Genomic DNA, 16,658 nt, shown 5'->3' with positions numbered 1-16,658 from the left:
CGGTCCGGGCCGGACCGAGCCTCAGCCACGACCGCCGTCCTATTGCCGTTTCGGGAATGTCAGCGTCACCCGCGTTCCCGGCCGCTCGGCGTCCGGCGACACGGCCTCGGTCGCCATCGTCGCCCGCATGCTGCGCAGCAGGCTGGCGATCACCGTCTGGCCAAGGCCCTTGGTCTCCAGCTCCAGCGGCGTTCCGACGCCGTCATCCTCGACGCTGAGGCTCAGCCCCGGCCCCTCAGATCCGTTGTTCTGGCGCAGCCCGATGATGATGCGGCCCGGAATATTGCTGGGAAAGGCGTGCTTGATCGCGTTGGTGACAAGCTCGTTGACGATGACCACGAAGGATACCGCATCACGGCCGGGCAGCCGGATCGAGTCCATGTCGAGCTCGATATGGATCGGCCGCCCCTCCGCCGCCTTGCCGATCTCGGCCAGGAGATCCTCCATATAGGGCCGGGCGTCGATCTCGTCGGTCTCGATGTCGAGGCGCAGGCGGCGCTGACCGGCCGCGATAGCCTGGATGCGCGACTGCGCCTGGGTCAGCGCGTCCTTGACTGCGGGCTCGCGTGTCTGCCGGCTCTGCACGTTGAGCAGCGCCGAGACCATGGCGAGGTTGTTGCCGACACGGTGGTTGACGTCGCGCAGCAGCGCCTCGATGCGCACGCGCTCGCCTTCGAGCTGCTGCGTGCGCTCGGCGACGATCTGCTCGAGCTCGGCATTGGTCATCGCCAGCACGGCGCTGCGGCGCTGGCGCGAGCGCAATTGCGACCAGGCCACGAAGGCGAGCGCCGCCAGCGCCACGACGATGCCGATGCTGGCCCAGAGCCGCCGGCGCGCCTCGCGGTTGTTGAGCGCGACCAGCCTTATGTTCTCGGCGAGCTGGATCTGCTGGACGGAGTTGCGCAGCTCGTCCATCGCGACGATGCCATTGCCGTCGCGCACAGGGCAAGCGCCTCCGGCCGCTTGCCGTCGCGCGCCAGCGCGATCGTTGCGTCGAGCTCGTTCAGCTTGCGGATGGCCTGGCTGCGCATGAGCTCGGCCCGCTCCCGCTGCATGGGAGCATCCTGGACTAGCCGCTCGAGCGACTCCAGTTCCGGCATCGCAGCGGCGCGACCGCTGGTATAGGGCGCGAGATACGCGTCGACGCCGGTCAGCAGGAAACCGCGCTGGCCTGTCTCGGCGTCGCGGATATGACCGAGGAAGCGTTCGGCCCGCTCGCGGATCTCGATCGAGAGCGACACCTGCCGCGCCGCCTCGACCGCCTTGGTGTTGATCCAGGCGGCGAGCACGATCGCAAGGCCGACGACGCCGATCGCGGCGATCGTCGTTGTGGCGGAGCGCAATCTCGCGCTGAGCTGCATCATCGGAAGTCGGGACGACCGATCGCGTTGCGTTGCGTGGGCGAGCATGGACACCGTGATAGCCGACGGAGTCGCGATTCCCTACGTAAAAAGATGGACCCAGTCCGTGCCCTGGCTGGCGGGTCGCCCATCCGCATCAGCGCATACGGCCCAAAACGAGCCGTGTCTGCGGGGGAGATCGTCCGCTAAAGTCTTGGCATGATACGGCTTCGTAGCTCGGGCCGGGGCGCTTGACGCGCCTTGCCCGGGCGGCGCCCATGCCTAGGCCTCCTCATCGTCGCGATCGCCGGTTGCCTTGAAGATCTGCCTGCCGAGGACCGCGCCGAGCACGACGACGGCGCCGGCAAGGCCGACTCGCCAGCCCTTGCGCGAGCCCAGCAAGGTCGCGGCGAGCGGCGCCGCAGCGAAGGCGGTTGCCGCCACCGGCCGTGCCGGGCGGGGCCTGCTCTTGATATAGGCGGCCATGGCGAACACCAGCAACGCCAGCACGAAGAGCCCGCCGGCGACGATCAGGCTGGCCGAGACCGAGCCGTAATACTGCGCCAGAGCCGTGTGGAGCGCGCCGAGCGCGAATCCCACCGCTGCGAGCAGCAGCAGGACGGCGAAGCCGTAAAGACCGTAGATCGTGACATTGCGCCTGACCGCGCCACTGACCTCGGATGTGATCAGTGCTCCCAGCCCCCCGAGCATGGTCAGCGCGCCGCGAGAAAGCCGACGAACAAGCCGACCGCCGCCGCCAGCCCGAGCGCACGCAGCGGCCGTTCACGGATCTCATCCTCGATCAGCCGTTGCAACTCGCCCGCCTGCTCCTTGGCGACATCGGCCATCTTGTCGGTGTCGACGCCGACGGATTTCAACTTGTCGCTGACGCTGGCGGCGAGTTCCTCGGCGCTGCGCATCAGCGCATCGGCCTCGCGGCTCGCGCTCCGGCTGGCCGAGGCGGCGCGGTCCACCGCCTCGTCTGCAGCGGCGGAGGCTTCGGCCTTGGCCCGCCTGACGGTGGCGCTCGCCTGGCGCTTGGCGGAAGCGGCGGTGGTGGCCATGTCTGTCATCCCCTCTGCATGAGATCGCGTGCTTGCCGAGCGTGCCCCGGCTGCTCATCGTGCCAACGTCCCAAGGGAACTCCGGTTCCGCTTCGGGTTCAAGCCGCATTGCCGGCCGCTTCGGCCTCGGCCCCGGCCTCTTCGGCCTGCGCCCGGCGATATCTGGAGAATTCCTCCTGCGCCACCAGGCCGACCAGCACGATCGGCGTCGACAGCACGGCCCCGACCGGACCCCAGAGCCAGAGCCAGAAGATGAAGGCGATGAAGATCAGGAAGGGCGAGATCGTCAGCCCGCGCCCGACGAAGACCGGCGTCACCGCATTCCCCTCGACGAGATGCATCACGTAATAGACGGCCGCTGGCCAGATCGCGCTGATCAGAAGCGGCGCGGTGAGCAGCGCCGCCGCAAAGAGCATGATCGCGACGATGATCGGGCCGATGAAGGCGAGATAGTTCAGCAGGAAGGCGAGCGCGCCCCAGAAGACCGGGAAGGGCAGGCCGGCGAGCCAGGCGATCGCCATGGTCAGCAGGCCCATGGCGAGATTGATCAGCGTCACCAGCCCGAAATAACGCGCTACCCGCGTCTCGATCTCCTGGAAGAACGAGCCGGCCGAGCGCCGCGCGCTATGGCCGAGGCAGAGCCTGAGCGCCCGCGCCTTGAGGTGCCTGCGCGTCGCCAGCCAGAAATAGACCGTCGCGACGAAGATCAGCAGGCCGCCGGCCGCCGCCGACGAGCTCATCGCGATGTCGACCAGAGGATTGCCCTGCGATACATTGAGCTCGACGCCTTCCTTGCCCGAGAGGCTCGCCGCCGCCTTCTTGAACTCCTCCATGAAGGCGAAGACGCCGGAGAGCTTGGCCCGCAACGCTGCCAGCATCGCCGGGAACTGGTCGCTCCAGGCCGCGATCGGCACGGCGAGCACCGTGATGGCGGCGAGCAGGGCGACGATACCGAGAATGACGATCGCGGCCGCCGCGAGATGCTGCGGCACGCCGTGCCGGACCAGCCAGTCGACCAGCGGTCCGAGCACGAGCCCGAAGATCATGCCGGCTGTGATCGGCAGAGCGATGACCCGCGTCTGGTAGAGCGCCGCGGTAGCGAGGATGACGAAGATGCCGACGATCGCGTAACGCAGGATCAGGTCGTGCTCATAGGGCGTCACCGCGCCATCGTCCTCGATGGTCTCGGGTTCCGCCATATAGCGCGGAAACGGCCTCCAGGCCGACGTGCTGAGCATGGTCTACGTTCCCCCGCGCGCCACGCTCCCGGCGCGTCGGGCCAATAACCTTTGGCTATCGGGGAAGTTCCGGGGCAGGCCCGAAAGCTATTGCTTCTGTCCTGAAGCCTGATCCGCAGGCTCACGCCTCGACGGATGCTCCAGCGTTCTCAGGCATATCCTTCGCGGCGCCGCCTTGCGACATCCCGGACGTGGCTGGACAGATGGCGAGCTAGTGCGCCTCGTCCCAGTTATGAGCTGCCCGTGCGTCGACCTGCAGCGGCACGCGCAGCTGTACCGCCGGGTGCGGCGCGTCGACCATCACCTTGGTGATCACCGGCAGCGCCGCCTCGACCTGGTGCTCCGGCACCTCGAAGACCAGTTCGTCATGCACCTGCAGCAGCATGCGCGCGTCGATCTTCGCAGCGGCGAGCGCGCCGTCCATCCGGATCATGGCACGGCGGATGATGTCGGCGGCCGAGCCCTGGATCGGCGCATTGATCGCCTGGCGCTCGACGAAGGCGCGCTCCGACGGATTCTTCGAGGCGACAGCCGGGAAATGGCAGACGCGCCCGAAGATCGTGGTCACCAGCCCGTTGGCGCGCACATTGGTGCGGGCCTGGTCCATGTAGTCGCGGATGCCGGGGAAGCGCTCGAAATACTTGCGGATATAGGCGCTCGCCTCCTCGCGCCCGATGCCGAGCTGATTGGCGAGGCCGAAGGCCGAGATGCCGTAGATGATGCCGAAATTGATGGCCTTGGCGCGCCGACGCACCTCGCTCGGCATGCCCTCGACCGGGACGCCGAACATCTCGGACGCCGTCATCGCATGGATGTCGACTCCATCGGCGAAAGCCTGCCGGAGCTGCGGGATCTCGGCGATATGGGCGAGGATCCGCAGCTCGATCTGGCTGTAATCGGCCGAGATCAGCTTGTGACCCTTCTCGGCGACGAAGGCGGTGCGGATCTTGCGGCCGGCCTCGGTGCGGATCGGGATGTTCTGCAGGTTCGGCTCGGAGGAGGAGAGCCGGCCGGTGGTCGTCGCAGCCAGTGCGTAGGAGGTGTGGACGCGGTGGGTCTGCTGGTTCACATAGCCCGGCAGCGAATCCGTATAGGTCGATTTCAGCTTGGCAAGCTGGCGCCAGTCCAGGATCTTGGCGGGCAGCTCATGGCCCTGCTCGGCGAGGTCTTCCAGCACGCCGGCGCCGGTCGCCCATTGGCCGGTCGCGGTCTTCGAGGCGCCGGCAAGCCCCATCTTGCCGAACAGGATATCGCCGAGCTGCTTCGGCGAGCCGATCGTGAATTTCTCGCCGGCCAGCGTGTAGATCTCGTCCTCCAGCCGGGCCAGTCCCTGCGCGAAATCGCCGGAAAGGCGCGACAGGATCTGCCGGTCGATGGCGATGCCGCGCCGCTCCATATTGGCGAGCACCTCGACCAGCGGTCGCTCCAGCACCTCGTAGACCGAGGTCTTGCCCTCGGCCGCGAGCCTGGGCTTCAGCGCCCGCCACAGGCGCAGCGTCACATCGGCATCCTCGGCCGCGTAGGCCGTCGCCTTGTCGAGGGGCACCTTGTCGAAGGTTACCTGCGCCTTGCCGGTGCCGGCGACCTCGGAATAGGCGATGGTCTTGTGGCCAAGATGCAGCTCCGAGAGCTTGTCCATGCCGTGGTTGTTCTTGCCGGCATCGAGCGCATAGGAGATCAGCATCGTGTCCTCGACCGGCGACACGGGCATGCCGTGGCGTTCGAGCACGAGCAGGTCGTATTTCAGGTTCTGGCCGATCTTCAGGATGCCGGGATCGGCGAGCACGGGCTTCAGCGCCGTCACGAGATCCGCGACCGGGATCTGCCCCTCGATCAGACCTGAATCGAACAGCCCGTCGCCGGCCCGGTGCTGCAACGGGATGTAGCAGGCCTTGCCGGGCGCGACCGCGAGCGAGATGCCGACGAGATCGGCCTGCATTGCGTCGAGCGAATTGGTCTCGGTATCGAGCGCGACATGGCCGGTCTCGTAGGCCCAGCCGATCCAGCGCGTCAGATCGGCGAGCGAGCGCACGCATTCATAGCTCGCGCGGTCGATCGGCGCCTTCGCCACCTCGTCGCGGCGCTGCGCCACCAGATCGCCCGGTTTCAGCATGCCGTCGGCCAGCGCAGGGGCGGCAGATGCAGCGCCTTCGACCACGACGGCGGCTACCGCGACATTCGCACCATCGGTCGCGACGGCGACCGCAGCTGCGACCGGCAGATCCGCTCCGGCATAGAGCGCCTTGAGCTCGGCCGCGCGCGAGCCGCCCGGTGCCAGCGCCGGATCGGGATCGACCGCGGCGACATCGACTTCATAGGCCTCGGAGACGCGCTTGGTGATGGTGGTGAACTCCATCGCCTTGAGGAAGGCGACGAGCTTTGCCGGGTCGGGCTGGGCCAGCGTCAACTCGTTGAGCGGCGTCTCGACCTTCACGTCGTCGACCAGGCTGACCAGCTTGTGCGAGACGCGGACTTTCTCGATCACCTCGGGATTGGTAAGCGTCTCCCGGCGCTTCGGCTGCTTGATCTCGCCGGCCCGCGCCAGCAGCGTTTCGAGATCGCCGAATTCGCCGATGAGCTGCGCGGCCGTCTTGATGCCGATACCGGGCGCGCCCGGGACATTGTCGGTCGCGTCGCCGGCGAGCGCCTGCACGTCCACCACCTTGTCCGGCGTCACGCCAAAATATTCGACAACCTCAGGCTCGCCGATCTTGCGCTCGGGCCGGAAACCCGCGCCCTTCTTGGCGTCGCCCGAGGCCGGGTCGTACATCGCGACGCCCGGCCGCACGAGCTGCATCAAATCCTTGTCGGCCGAGACGATCAGCACGTCGGCTCCAGCCTCGCGCGCCTGCCGGGCATAGGTCGCGATCAGGTCGTCGGCCTCGTAGACATCCTGCTCTACCGGGATCAGCCCGAAGGCACGCACCGCCTCGCGCATCAGCGGGAATTGCGGGATGAGATCGGCCGGCGGCTCGGAGCGGTTGCCCTTATAGGCCGGGTAGATCTGCTTGCGGAACGAGTTCTCCGACTTGTCGAAGACGATGGCGAGATGGGTCGGCCTGACGCCGAGCACGCCCTCGCGCACGAACTGAAAGAGCTTGGTGGCGAAGAGCCGGACCGCGCCTGAGGGCAGCCCGTCCGAGCGCGACAGGTATTTCCGGTCCTGGTTGATCGACTGGAAATAGGCGCGGAAGATGAAGTTCGAGCCATCGACCAGGAAGAGATGGTCGCCGGGCTTCAGATCGGGTGCGGTCGTGCTCATGGCGCGGACCTTATTCGGGCAGGGCGGGCCGGTCCATGCTTGTTGAAGCGGGCTGACGCAAAAGCCTGTCAGCAGTCTGACACTGCCGCGTCATTGCGAGCGCAGCGAAGCAATCCAGGCTCGTAGAGCTCTACGGCTCCTGGATTGCTTCGCTGCGCTCGCAATGACGGGAGTGAGGTCATGACGGGGGCGAGGTCGCGGCAGGGTCTTCAACCGGCCGACCTCACAAGCCCTCTCCTTACAGGAGAGGGCTCTCGCAGCCCAATCGGGCTCACTTCGTGATCGTGTCGATCTCGGCGAGTTCTTCGGCCGTCAGCGCCCAGCTGGCCGCCTTGACGTTGGCCTCGACCTGCTCCGGCTTGGTCGCGCCGGCGATGACGCTGGAGACGACCGGCTGGGCTGCGAGCCAGGAGAAGGCGAGCTCGACCAGGGTCTTGCCGCGCGCCTCGCAGAAGGCGGCCAGCTTCTCGGTCTTCTCCCAGTTCGCGTCGGTCAGCACCTCGGCGGCGCGCTGCGATTCCCGGGTCATGCGCGCGCCTTCCGGCAGCGGCGCGTTGCGCTTGTACTTGCCGGTGAGCAGGCCGTTGGCGAGCGGGAAATAGGGCAGGAGGCCCATATTGTAATGCATTGCGGCGGGAATCAGCTCCTTCTCGGCGCCGCGCACCATGAGGCTGTATTCGTCCTGGCAGGAGACGAAGCGCTCGGTGCCGAGCAGCTTGGCGGTCCAGGCGGCATCGCCGACCTGCCAGCTCGCGAAGTTGGAGCAGCCGATATAGCGCACCTTGCCCTGGCTGATCAGGTCTTCGAGCGTGCGCAGCGTCTCGTCGATCGGGGTCAGCGGGTCGTAGCGATGCATCTGGTAGAGATCGATCCAGTCGGTCTTGAGCCGCTTCAGCGAGGCTTCGACCGCATCCATGATGTAACGGCGCGAGCCGCCCTTCTTGATCCCGGCCTCGTCCATCACCATGCCGAACTTGGTCGCCAGCACGATCTGTTTGCGCCGGTCGCCGAGCAGCTTGCCCATCACCTCTTCCGAGCCGCCGCGATTGCCGTAGACATCCGCGGTGTCGAACAGGGTGATGCCGCTGTCGATCGCCTTGTCGATGACTTTGCGGGTCGATTCATCATCGATCCGGCCGCCGAAATTGTTGCAGCCGAGGCCGACGAGGGAGACGCGCAGGCCCGAGCGGCCGAGGTTGCGGGTGAGCATGGGGAGGAGTCCTTCGATGGGAAGGACGATATATCAACAGAGCCGGCGCGCCGCGGCAACAGCGTCCCACGCAACGCCGTTCAGGCGCAGATGGCGGGCCGGTTCAGGCCGGCGCCGCCGCCAGCCAGCCGATGCGATCAAGAAGCTCGCGCGCGACCTCCTGCGGCGAGCGTCCATCCGTATCGACGACCAGGAAATCCCGGGCATCCTCGCCGTTCATCCGCTTGGCCTGCCGCAGCGAGCGCTCGATCTGCGCGTCACGCCCGACGCCGATCTCGCGCCGGTCGAGCCGCTCCAGCAGCGTCGCGTCGCTGCCGCGCAGGCGCACGACCATGATCGTCGCGTCGGGGATGGCGGCCAGGATCCAGCGCTTGTCATGGGCGACATGCATCATGACGCCGGACATGATCAGCCTGTTATGGCCGAGGCTGCGATAGGTGCCCCAGAGCGCCGCCAGGTTGAGCTGGCTGACATCGCTCGCGCAGGGCTTCAGCGCGTCGAGGGCCGGCCGGTCGGGGCGCGGAAACACCCGGTCGAGCTCGTCGCTCTCGATCGTCGCATGGGGGAGGCCGGCCTCGGCGAGGCGCGCGGCGATCTCCCAGCACAATGTCGATTTGCCGATCCCTGCCGGCCCGGTGACCAGCAGGATCTCGGTCGTCGTGGTGGCGGAGGCCAGATCGCTCAGGCCACCGCTTCCTTCTGCTTCTGCGAGCGCTTGCGATCGTTGGGGTCGAGAATGCCCTTGCGCAGGCGGATCGACTTCGGCGTCACCTCGACCAGCTCGTCATCGTCGATCCAGGCCAGCGAGCGCTCCAGCGTCATCCGGATCGGCGGGGTCAGGCGCACGGCCTCGTCCTTCGAGGTGGTGCGGATGTTGGTCAGCTTCTTGCCCTTGAGCACGTTGACCTCGAGGTCGTTCTCGCGGGTGTGCTCGCCGACGATCATGCCCTGATAGACCTTCCAGCCCGGCTCGATCATCATCGGGCCGCGGTCTTCGAGGTTCCAGAGCGCGTAGGCCACGGCCTCGCCGGTCTCCATCGCGATCAGCACGCCATTGCGGCGCCCGCCGATCTCGCCCTTATAGGGCAGGTAATCGTGGAACAGGCGGTTCATGATCGCTGTGCCGCGCGTGTCGGTCAGCAGCTCGCCCTGGTAGCCGATCAGGCCCCGCGTCGGGGCGTGGAAGACGAGACGCAGGCGATTGCCGCCGGACGGACGCATCTCCAGCATGTCGGCCTTGCGCTCCGACATCTTCTGCACGACGACGCCGGAATGCTCCTCGTCGACGTCGATGATGACCTCCTCGATCGGCTCGAGCAGCTGGCCGGCCTCATCGCGCTTCAGCACGACGCGCGGACGCGAGACGCCAAGCTCGAAACCCTCGCGGCGCATGGTCTCGATCAGGATGGCGAGCTGCAACTCGCCGCGGCCGGAGACGACGTAGCTGTCCTTGTCGGAGGCTTCCTCGATCCGTAGCGCGACATTGCCCTCGGCCTCCTTGAACAGGCGGTCGCGGATGACGCGGGTGGTGACCTTGTCGCCTTCGGTGCCGGCGAGCGGCGAATCGTTGACCATGAAGGTCATCGAGACGGTCGGCGGATCGATGGGCTGGGCCTTGATCGGGGTTTCGACGATGGGGTCGCAGAACGTGTCGGCGACGGAGCCCTTCACCAGGCCGGCGATCGAGACGATATCGCCCGCAATCGCTTCCTCGATCGGCTGGCGCTCGAGGCCGCGGAAGGCGAGGATCTTGGTGATGCGGCCGGTCTCGACCACCGAGCCGTCGCCCGAGAGCACCTTGACGGTCTGGTTCGGCTTGGCCGAGCCGGAAGTGACGCGGCCGGTGATGATGCGGCCGAGATAGGGATTGGCTTCGAGCAGCGTGCCGATCATGCGGAACGGGCCTTCCTCGACCTTCGGCTCCGGCACGTGCTTCAGGATCAGGTCGTACATCGGCGCCAGGCCCTGGTCCTGCGGGCCTTCCGGCGAATGCGCCATCCAGCCCTGCTTGCCCGAACCGTACAGGATCGGGAAATCGAGCTGTTCGTCGCTGGCATCGAGCGCGGCGAAGAGATCGAACACCTCGTTGATCACCTCGGTGACGCGGGCATCAGGCTTGTCGACCTTGTTGATCGCCACGATGGGCCTGAGGCCGAGCTTCAGCGCCTTGGCGACCACGAACTTGGTCTGCGGCATCGGGCCTTCGGCGGCGTCGACCAGCACGATCGCCGAGTCGACCATGTTCAGGATGCGCTCGACCTCGCCGCCGAAATCGGCGTGGCCGGGCGTGTCGACGATATTGATGCGGACATCCTTCCAGACAACCGAGGTGGCCTTGGCCAGGATGGTGATGCCGCGCTCCTTTTCGAGGTCGTTCGAGTCCATCACGCGCTCGGCGACGCGCTGGTTCTCGCGGAACGAGCCCGACTGCTGCAGCAGCTTGTCGACGAGCGTGGTCTTGCCATGGTCGACGTGGGCGATGATGGCGATGTTGCGCATGGACATCGGAACGGGCCTTTTCATGACCGCGAGCCGGCACGGAAAGCCCGGCCGGCGCAGCCCCTCTTCAAGAGAATCTGGAATTCGCTGCGCTGCACATAAACGTTGGAGGGCGTTTGGGCAACCTCGCCGGCGCGGATGTGCTTAAGGCGCCGGGCTTTCCTGCGCCTCGACCAGCACGAGCCGCCGCTCGGCCACGGCCCGGCCGACCTGGTCCATTGCCAGCCGGTAGGCCGCGAGACCGGCCGCGTCGACATTGCCCTGGGAGAAATTGCCCAGCACGTCGGCGAGCACCGCATCGGCCTCGCGCTCGTAGCTGACGAGGGCCGCCTCGTTCTCCTCGGCGCGGATGGCCGCGAGCATGGCGACCAGCCGGTCGAGCCCGGCCATCGCCTTGCGCCGGCGCGCCGCGCTCTCCTGGCTGAGCAGGCCGGCAAAGCCGGTGCCGACCACGGAGAGAACCATCGCGCCGAGATAGAACCAGTCGCCATAGCGCTCGAAGAAGGTCTCCTGCTCGCCATCGATATAGGCGGCGGCGCCGGAATGGACCGAGAGCGGCGCATCCTTGTCGGTCGATGGCGCTTCCAGCCCCTGGATCGACGGCAGCTCGCCGGCCAACGTCATGCGCAGGCCCAGAAGCGCCTTCACCAGGTCGCCGACGGTACTGTCGTCGAGCGACTGCGCCGCCATCAGCCGCGAGGTGATCGCGATCGTCGGCAGGTTCTCCGCCGGGCGGGGCGGGTCGCCGCCGAGCGCGCCACGTACGATCTCGCCGGTCTCGATCGGCCGATGCCGCGCCGCGATCGCATCGGCCTCGCGGATCGGGATCAGGACGGGGTCGTTGCCCCAGGCCGAGCGCAGCCGGCTGAGCCCTTCGTTATTCGTCCGCGAGCCGACTGCGTTGATCGAGAAGAACGCGTCGATGCGCTTCTCCTGCGCCGCGGCGACGACTTCATCGCGGTTGAGCGGGACGATGTCGACCTCCTCGGAGCGGACCTCGTATTGCTCGAGCACCAGCTTGAGCAGTGCCAGATTGCCCTGCGGGTTGCGGACGACACCGACCTTGTGGCCGCGCAGATCGGCGATACGGCCGATCGCGCTCTCCTTGCGGGTGATGAAGAAGGGAAAGGAGCGGCGGATGATCAGAGCGGTATCGGCCTGCTCGGGCAGGGCGATATCGGGTCGCACGATCGCGAGCTCGGCCTGGCCCTCGTCGATCCGCTTTGCGCTTTCCTCGGAACCCTCCGTCAGGATGAGCCGGATGCGGATCTCGGATTTCTCCCGGCTCAGGCCCTGCACGAAGCCCGCAGCCAGACGCGCATCCTCGGAGCCGAGCGGGCCGACGGCAAGGCGCAGGGTCCTGGGCTGGTTGAGGACATAGAACACCGAGGCGGCGATACCGAAGATCGCCAGCAGGCCGGCCAGACCCATGAAACCTCGCCGTCCCATGCCGGATCACCGCCGCCTGATGTTGCCCTTGCGCCCAAGCATTGCTTTGCCCGCCAAGATGTCGCAAGTGCGGCGCGACCTGCCGATATGATATGGCGTGCAAATGTCCGGACCGACTGCTCCCTTCCTCGTCAAGATCTGCGGGCTCTCCACGCCGGAGACCCTTGAAGCGGCGCTCGCTGCCGGCGCCGACATGATCGGCCTCAACTTCCACCCGAGGAGCCCGCGCTTCGTCACGCGCGAGCGGGCGAGGGAACTCGCCGCCATGGCCCGCGACCGCGCCGAGATCGTTGCGCTGGTCGTCGATTTCGAGCCGCACCAGGCGGCCGAACTGGCGGCGGACCTCGAGGCCGACTGGGTGCAACTGCATGGCCGCGAGACGCCGGAGCAGGTCGCCGCCATCCGCGCCGCCACCGGCAGGCGCGTGATGAAAGCCCTCGGCGTCGCCGGCCCTGCCGACCTGGCCGTCATCCCGGCCCATGCAGCGGTCGCCGACCTCATCCTGCTCGATGCCAAGCCGCCGAAGGACGCCGCCTATCCCGGCGGCCACGGCAAGCCCTTCGACTGGAGCATCCTGGCCGAACTCGACCCAGGCTGGCGCTTCATGCTATCGGGCGGGCTCGGGCCTGCGAATGTCGCGGACGCCATCCGCGTCACCAGGCCGGCCGGCGTCGATGTCTCCTCGGGCGTCGAAAGCGCGCCGGGCGTCAAGGATATCGGCCGGATCAGGGATTTCATCGCCGCGGCACGCCGCGCCGCTGAGCAATTGTAAGAAGGCAGGCTTGAGCATGAACGCGCCCCGCAACCCGAACACCTTCCGCTCGGGCCCGGACGAGAATGGCCGCTTCGGCCTGTTCGGCGGCCGTTTCGTTGCCGAAACGTTGATGCCGCTGATCCTGGAGCTGGAAGAGGCCTATAACGCCGCCAAGGCCGATCCCGCCTATCACGCCGAGACCGCCGAAGGGCTGAAACATTATGTCGGCCGGCCCTCGCCGCTCTATTTCGCCGAGCGCCTGACCGATCATTTCGGCGGCGCAAAGATCTATCTGAAGCGCGAGGAGCTGAATCACACCGGCTCGCACAAGGTCAACAATGTGCTCGGCCAGATCCTGCTGGCCCGCCGCATGGGCAAGAAGCGCATCATCGCCGAGACCGGTGCCGGCCAGCACGGCGTCGCCACCGCGACGCTCTGCGCCCGCTATGGCCTCGAATGCATCGTCTACATGGGCGCGGTCGACGTCGCCCGGCAGGCGCCGAACGTCTTCCGCATGCAGATGCTGGGCGCCACCGTCATTCCCGTCGAATCCGGCACCAAGACCCTCAAGGACGCGATGAACGAGGCCCTGCGCGACTGGGTCACCAATGTCGCGACGACCTTCTACTGCATCGGCACGGTCGCCGGCCCGCATCCCTACCCGGCCATGGTCCGCGATTTCCAGTCGATCATCGGCAAGGAGACGCGTGAGCAGATGCAGGAGCTCGAAGGCCGCCTGCCGGATTCGCTGATCGCCTGCATCGGCGGCGGCTCCAATGCGATGGGCCTGTTCCACCCCTTCCTCGACGATCCCAGCGTCGAGATCTATGGGGTCGAGGCCGCCGGCCATGGCATCCCGTCGGGCTTGCACGCGGCTTCGCTGAGCGGCGGCCGCCCCGGCGTGCTGCACGGCAACCGCACCTATCTGCTCCAGGACGAGGACGGGCAGATCAAGGACGCCCATTCGATCTCGGCTGGACTCGACTATCCCGGCATCGGTCCGGAGCATTCCTGGCTCAACGATGTCGGCCGGGTGAAGTACATCTCGGCCACGGACGAGGAGGCGCTCGAGGCCTTCCAGCTCATCTCCAAGCTCGAAGGCATCATTCCCGCCTTGGAATCGGCACATGCGCTTGCTCGTGTCGCGGAACTCGCGCCGCAGAAGCCGAAGGATCACCTGATGGTGGTCAATCTCTCCGGTCGCGGCGACAAGGACATTCCGCAGGTGGCGGAGATCCTGGCGAAGCGCTGATCTTCGCCGGCCCGCCGAGAAGGAGCAGACGATGAAGAAGGCGATCCTGTTCGCGGCCATGCTGGCCCTCTCCAGCCAGGCGCAGGCCCAGAACCGCGACGCGGCCCCCGCCGAAGGCATCGTCATCCGCACTGAGGCGGAAGTCCGGGTCAAGCCGGATATCGCCACCATCCAGGTCGGCGTGGTCAGCGAGGGCAAGACGGCCGCCGAGGCCCTGGCCAAGAACACGCCCGCGCTCGCCAAGCTGGTCGAGGCGGTCAAGGCGGCCGGCATTGCACCGGGCGACCTGATGACCTCGCAGGTCTCACTGACGCCGCGCATGACCCAGCCGCCGGTGAACCCGGGCCCGCGTCCGCCGCGCGCCGCGACGATCGACGGCTATGAGGCCCGTACCGGCCTGACCGTCACCGTGCGGGACCTCGCCAAGGCCGGCCCGCTGATCGACGCACTGGTCGCCGCCGGCTCCAACGAGATGTCGGGCATCAGTTTTGGCTTGGCCGACGAGAGCAAGGTGAAGGACGAGGCTCGCCGGAAGGCGGCGGAGGCTGCGCGTGGGCGCGCGACGCTCTATGCCCAGGCGCTCGGCGTGAAGGTCGGCGAACTCGTCTCGATCGTCGAGGCGGAGGCCGAGTCGATCCGCCCTCAGGGCGACATGCGCGCCTTCCGCATGGCGGCAAGCCCCGCGCCGATCTCGATCGAGCCCGGCGAGATCACCGTGACCAGCTCGCTGCGCACCGTCTGGCGGATCGCGCCCTGAGCCCTCGCCAGCCCGCCCCCTTCATGCTAACCGCAAGCCCCATGACTGACACCGGCCAGACCCGCATCCAATCCCGCTTCAAAGCCTGCGCTGCCGAAGGCCGCGCTGCGCTCGTGACCTTCGTCACTGCCGGCGATCCGGATTTCGACACCGCCAGCGCGATCCTGAACGCCCTGCCCGCAGCCGGCGCCGATGTGATCGAGCTCGGCGTGCCCTTCACCGATCCGATGGCCGACGGCGTGCCGGTCCAGCTCGCCGGACAGCGTGCACTGAAGGCCGGCCAGACCCTGAAGAAGACGCTGGCCATGGTGGACGCCTTCCGCAAGGCCGGCCATGACACGCCGATCGTGCTGATGGGCTACTACAATCCGATCTACGCCTATGGCGTCGAGCGTTTCCTGCAGGATGCCCGCGCCATCGGCATCGATGGCCTGATCGTCGTCGACCTGCCGCCCGAGGAGGATGCCGAGCTCTGCATCCCCGCGCTCGAAGCGGGGGTCAGCTTCATTCGCCTGGCAACCCCGACGACCGACGACAAGCGCCTGCCCAAGGTGCTCAGCAACACCTCGGGCTTCGTCTATTATGTCTCGATGACCGGCGTCACCGGCGGCGCCATTGCGAGCTATGACGCGGTCGGCGAGGCTGTCGCCCGCATCAAAGAGCATACCGACCTGCCCGTCGCCGTCGGCTTCGGCGTCAAGACTGCGGCCGATGCCATCGCGATCGCGAAGGGTGCCGATGGCGTCGTCGTCGGCTCGGCCCTGGTGGAGCGCGTCCGGCTCTCGCTCGATGCCGAAGGCAAGGCCACGGAAAAGACGGTTTCGGCTGTCACCTCGCTGGTCAGCGAGCTTGCTGCCGGCGTCCGCTCGGTGGCGAAGGCTGCGGCCTGACCGGCCGCGCCTGTCTCAAGTTTCAAGGATGATCCGATGAACTGGATTTCCGAAGTCGTCCGTCCGCGCATCAAGACGCTGTTCAAGCGCGAGAGCCCGGAGAACCTCTGGATCAAGTGCCCCGATTCCGGGCAGATGGTCTTCCACAAGGATGTCGAGGCGAATGGCTTCGTCATTCCCGGTTCCAACCATCATATGCGCGTCACCGCGGTCGACCGGCTGCGCCTGACCTTCGACGAGGGCAAATGGCTCGACGTGCCCTTGCCCGAGGTCGCTGTCGATCCGCTGAAATTCCGTGACGAGAAGCGCTATACCGACCGCCTGAAGGACGCCCGCACCAAGACCGGCGCGCAGGATGCCTTCAAGGTCGGCTATGGCCGGGTCAAGGGCCTGCCGCTGACCATCGCGGTGCAGGATTTCCACTTCATGGGCGGCTCGCTCGGCATGGCGGCGGGCGAGGCCTTCGTAAAGGGCGCGGAGACCGCGATCGAGAAGAAGACGCCTTACGTCGTCTTCGCCGCGTCCGGCGGCGCGCGCATGCAGGAGGGCATCCTCTCGCTGATGCAGTTGCCGCGCACGACGGTCGCGGTTCGCCGCCTGCGTGCTGCCGGCCTGCCCTATTTCGTCGTGCTGACCAACCCGACCACCGGCGGCGTCACCGCCTCCTACGCCATGCTCGGCGATGTCCATATTGCCGAGCCGGGCGCGCTGATCGGCTTCGCCGGCCCCCGCGTGATCGAGCAGACCATTCGCGAGAAGCTGCCGGACGGTTTCCAGCGCGCCGAGTATCTGAAGGATCACGGCATGGTCGATATGGTCGTCCACCGCCACGACATCCCCGAGACCCTGGCCCGCCTCGGCCGCCTGCTCACCAGGCAGCCGGAGGTCGAGGTGCTGGAGGCGGCTCCGAAACCGGAGCAGCCCGTCACCGAAGCCGCCTAAG

General features: G+C 67.2%; 15 protein-coding genes. 5 read left to right on the top strand and 10 right to left on the bottom strand.

The genetic code is table 11. The features are described 5' to 3' along the window. Window positions 1–39 precede the first annotated feature (39 nt). The 10 genes from EV560_RS08185 to EV560_RS08140 all read right to left on the bottom strand — a co-directional run bounded on the left by EV560_RS08185 (window position 40) and on the right by EV560_RS08140 (window position 12,044). Window positions 40–942 (bottom strand): sensor histidine kinase, encoded by a 903-nt coding sequence (locus tag EV560_RS08185; RefSeq protein ID WP_131855241.1) that lies wholly within the window; start codon window positions 940–942, stop codon window positions 40–42. After that, window positions 864–1,364 (bottom strand): CHASE3 domain-containing protein, encoded by a 501-nt coding sequence (locus EV560_RS08180; protein WP_165923381.1) that lies wholly within the window; start codon window positions 1,362–1,364, stop codon window positions 864–866. The genes EV560_RS08185 and EV560_RS08180 overlap by 79 nt, the downstream gene beginning before the upstream one ends. Before the next feature lie 258 nt (window positions 1,365–1,622). Then, complete coding sequence (locus tag EV560_RS08175) at window positions 1,623–2,051, bottom strand: hypothetical protein (protein ID WP_131855239.1); 429 nt, start codon at window positions 2,049–2,051, stop codon at window positions 1,623–1,625. 2 nt (window positions 2,052–2,053) lie between these two features. Then, window positions 2,054–2,404 (bottom strand): glycine zipper domain-containing protein, encoded by a 351-nt coding sequence (locus tag EV560_RS08170; protein WP_131855238.1) that lies wholly within the window; start codon window positions 2,402–2,404, stop codon window positions 2,054–2,056. Window positions 2,405–2,502: 98 nt separating this feature from the next. After that, the gene (locus tag EV560_RS08165) at window positions 2,503–3,642 is read right to left on the bottom strand and encodes an AI-2E family transporter (RefSeq protein ID WP_131855237.1); all 1,140 of its coding nucleotides are present in this window, start codon (window positions 3,640–3,642) and stop codon (window positions 2,503–2,505) included. 211 nt (window positions 3,643–3,853) lie between these two features. Beyond that, window positions 3,854–6,904 (bottom strand): DNA polymerase I, encoded by a 3,051-nt coding sequence (gene polA / locus EV560_RS08160; RefSeq protein ID WP_131855236.1) that lies wholly within the window; start codon window positions 6,902–6,904, stop codon window positions 3,854–3,856. A 271-nt stretch (window positions 6,905–7,175) separates the two neighbouring features. Next, window positions 7,176–8,114: an aldo/keto reductase gene (locus EV560_RS08155; protein ID WP_131855235.1), complete on the bottom strand. Its 939-nt coding sequence runs from the start codon at window positions 8,112–8,114 to the stop codon at window positions 7,176–7,178. A 103-nt stretch (window positions 8,115–8,217) separates the two neighbouring features. After that, on the bottom strand, window positions 8,218–8,721 hold the full coding sequence (locus EV560_RS08150) for a hypothetical protein (RefSeq protein ID WP_165923380.1): 504 nt from the start codon (window positions 8,719–8,721) through the stop codon (window positions 8,218–8,220). 74 nt (window positions 8,722–8,795) lie between these two features. Further along, window positions 8,796–10,619, bottom strand: a complete 1,824-nt coding sequence (gene typA, locus EV560_RS08145; protein WP_131855233.1) for a translational GTPase TypA — start codon at window positions 10,617–10,619, stop codon at window positions 8,796–8,798. Window positions 10,620–10,757: 138 nt separating this feature from the next. Further along, window positions 10,758–12,044 carry a TAXI family TRAP transporter solute-binding subunit gene (locus tag EV560_RS08140; protein ID WP_165923379.1) on the bottom strand — a complete coding sequence of 429 codons (1,287 nt, stop codon included), beginning with the start codon at window positions 12,042–12,044 and terminating at the stop codon, window positions 10,758–10,760. 121 nt (window positions 12,045–12,165) lie between these two features. On the opposite strand from EV560_RS08140, the gene EV560_RS08135 reads away from it, so the two are divergent. From EV560_RS08135 to accD, 5 genes are read left to right on the top strand one after another with little or no spacing between them, the layout of a single operon-like run. Beyond that, complete coding sequence (locus EV560_RS08135) at window positions 12,166–12,834, top strand: phosphoribosylanthranilate isomerase (protein ID WP_131855231.1); 669 nt, start codon at window positions 12,166–12,168, stop codon at window positions 12,832–12,834. Window positions 12,835–12,850: 16 nt separating this feature from the next. After that, window positions 12,851–14,068, top strand: coding sequence for a tryptophan synthase subunit beta (gene trpB / locus EV560_RS08130; RefSeq protein ID WP_131855230.1), 1,218 nt, complete (start codon window positions 12,851–12,853; stop codon window positions 14,066–14,068). 31 nt (window positions 14,069–14,099) lie between these two features. Then, on the top strand, window positions 14,100–14,825 hold the full coding sequence (locus EV560_RS08125; protein ID WP_131855229.1) for an SIMPL domain-containing protein: 726 nt from the start codon (window positions 14,100–14,102) through the stop codon (window positions 14,823–14,825). A gap of 41 nt (window positions 14,826–14,866) precedes the next feature. Beyond that, a complete protein-coding gene (gene trpA, locus EV560_RS08120; protein ID WP_131855228.1) occupies window positions 14,867–15,715 on the top strand; it encodes a tryptophan synthase subunit alpha in 849 nt (282 codons plus the stop codon). A 36-nt stretch (window positions 15,716–15,751) separates the two neighbouring features. Continuing rightward, on the top strand, window positions 15,752–16,657 hold the full coding sequence (gene accD / locus EV560_RS08115) for an acetyl-CoA carboxylase, carboxyltransferase subunit beta (RefSeq protein WP_131855227.1): 906 nt from the start codon (window positions 15,752–15,754) through the stop codon (window positions 16,655–16,657). Window position 16,658 lies beyond the last annotated feature (1 nt).

The sequence above is a fragment of the Allobosea sp. BK604 genome, from assembly GCF_004341515.1.
Taxonomy (GTDB): Bacteria; Pseudomonadota; Alphaproteobacteria; order Rhizobiales; family Beijerinckiaceae; genus Allobosea.
Note: the sequence above shows the minus strand (reverse complement) of the source record. Positions and strands in the feature narration are given on the sequence as shown.

Coding starts and splice junctions, on each gene's coding strand:
- EV560_RS08140 (WP_165923379.1), bottom strand. CDS start 12,044: ATGGGTCTGGCCGGCCTGCTGGCGATCTTCGGTATCGCCGCCTCGGTG.
- EV560_RS08135 (WP_131855231.1), top strand. CDS start 12,166: ATGTCCGGACCGACTGCTCCCTTCCTCGTCAAGATCTGCGGGCTCTCC.
- trpB (WP_131855230.1), top strand. CDS start 12,851: ATGAACGCGCCCCGCAACCCGAACACCTTCCGCTCGGGCCCGGACGAG.
- EV560_RS08165 (WP_131855237.1), bottom strand. CDS start 3,642: ATGCTCAGCACGTCGGCCTGGAGGCCGTTTCCGCGCTATATGGCGGAA.
- typA (WP_131855233.1), bottom strand. CDS start 10,619: ATGTCCATGCGCAACATCGCCATCATCGCCCACGTCGACCATGGCAAG.
- EV560_RS08175 (WP_131855239.1), bottom strand. CDS start 2,051: ATGCTCGGGGGGCTGGGAGCACTGATCACATCCGAGGTCAGTGGCGCG.
- EV560_RS08170 (WP_131855238.1), bottom strand. CDS start 2,404: ATGGCCACCACCGCCGCTTCCGCCAAGCGCCAGGCGAGCGCCACCGTC.
- EV560_RS08125 (WP_131855229.1), top strand. CDS start 14,100: ATGAAGAAGGCGATCCTGTTCGCGGCCATGCTGGCCCTCTCCAGCCAG.
- EV560_RS08180 (WP_165923381.1), bottom strand. CDS start 1,364: ATGATGCAGCTCAGCGCGAGATTGCGCTCCGCCACAACGACGATCGCC.
- EV560_RS08155 (WP_131855235.1), bottom strand. CDS start 8,114: ATGCTCACCCGCAACCTCGGCCGCTCGGGCCTGCGCGTCTCCCTCGTC.
- trpA (WP_131855228.1), top strand. CDS start 14,867: ATGACTGACACCGGCCAGACCCGCATCCAATCCCGCTTCAAAGCCTGC.
- accD (WP_131855227.1), top strand. CDS start 15,752: ATGAACTGGATTTCCGAAGTCGTCCGTCCGCGCATCAAGACGCTGTTC.
- polA (WP_131855236.1), bottom strand. CDS start 6,904: ATGAGCACGACCGCACCCGATCTGAAGCCCGGCGACCATCTCTTCCTG.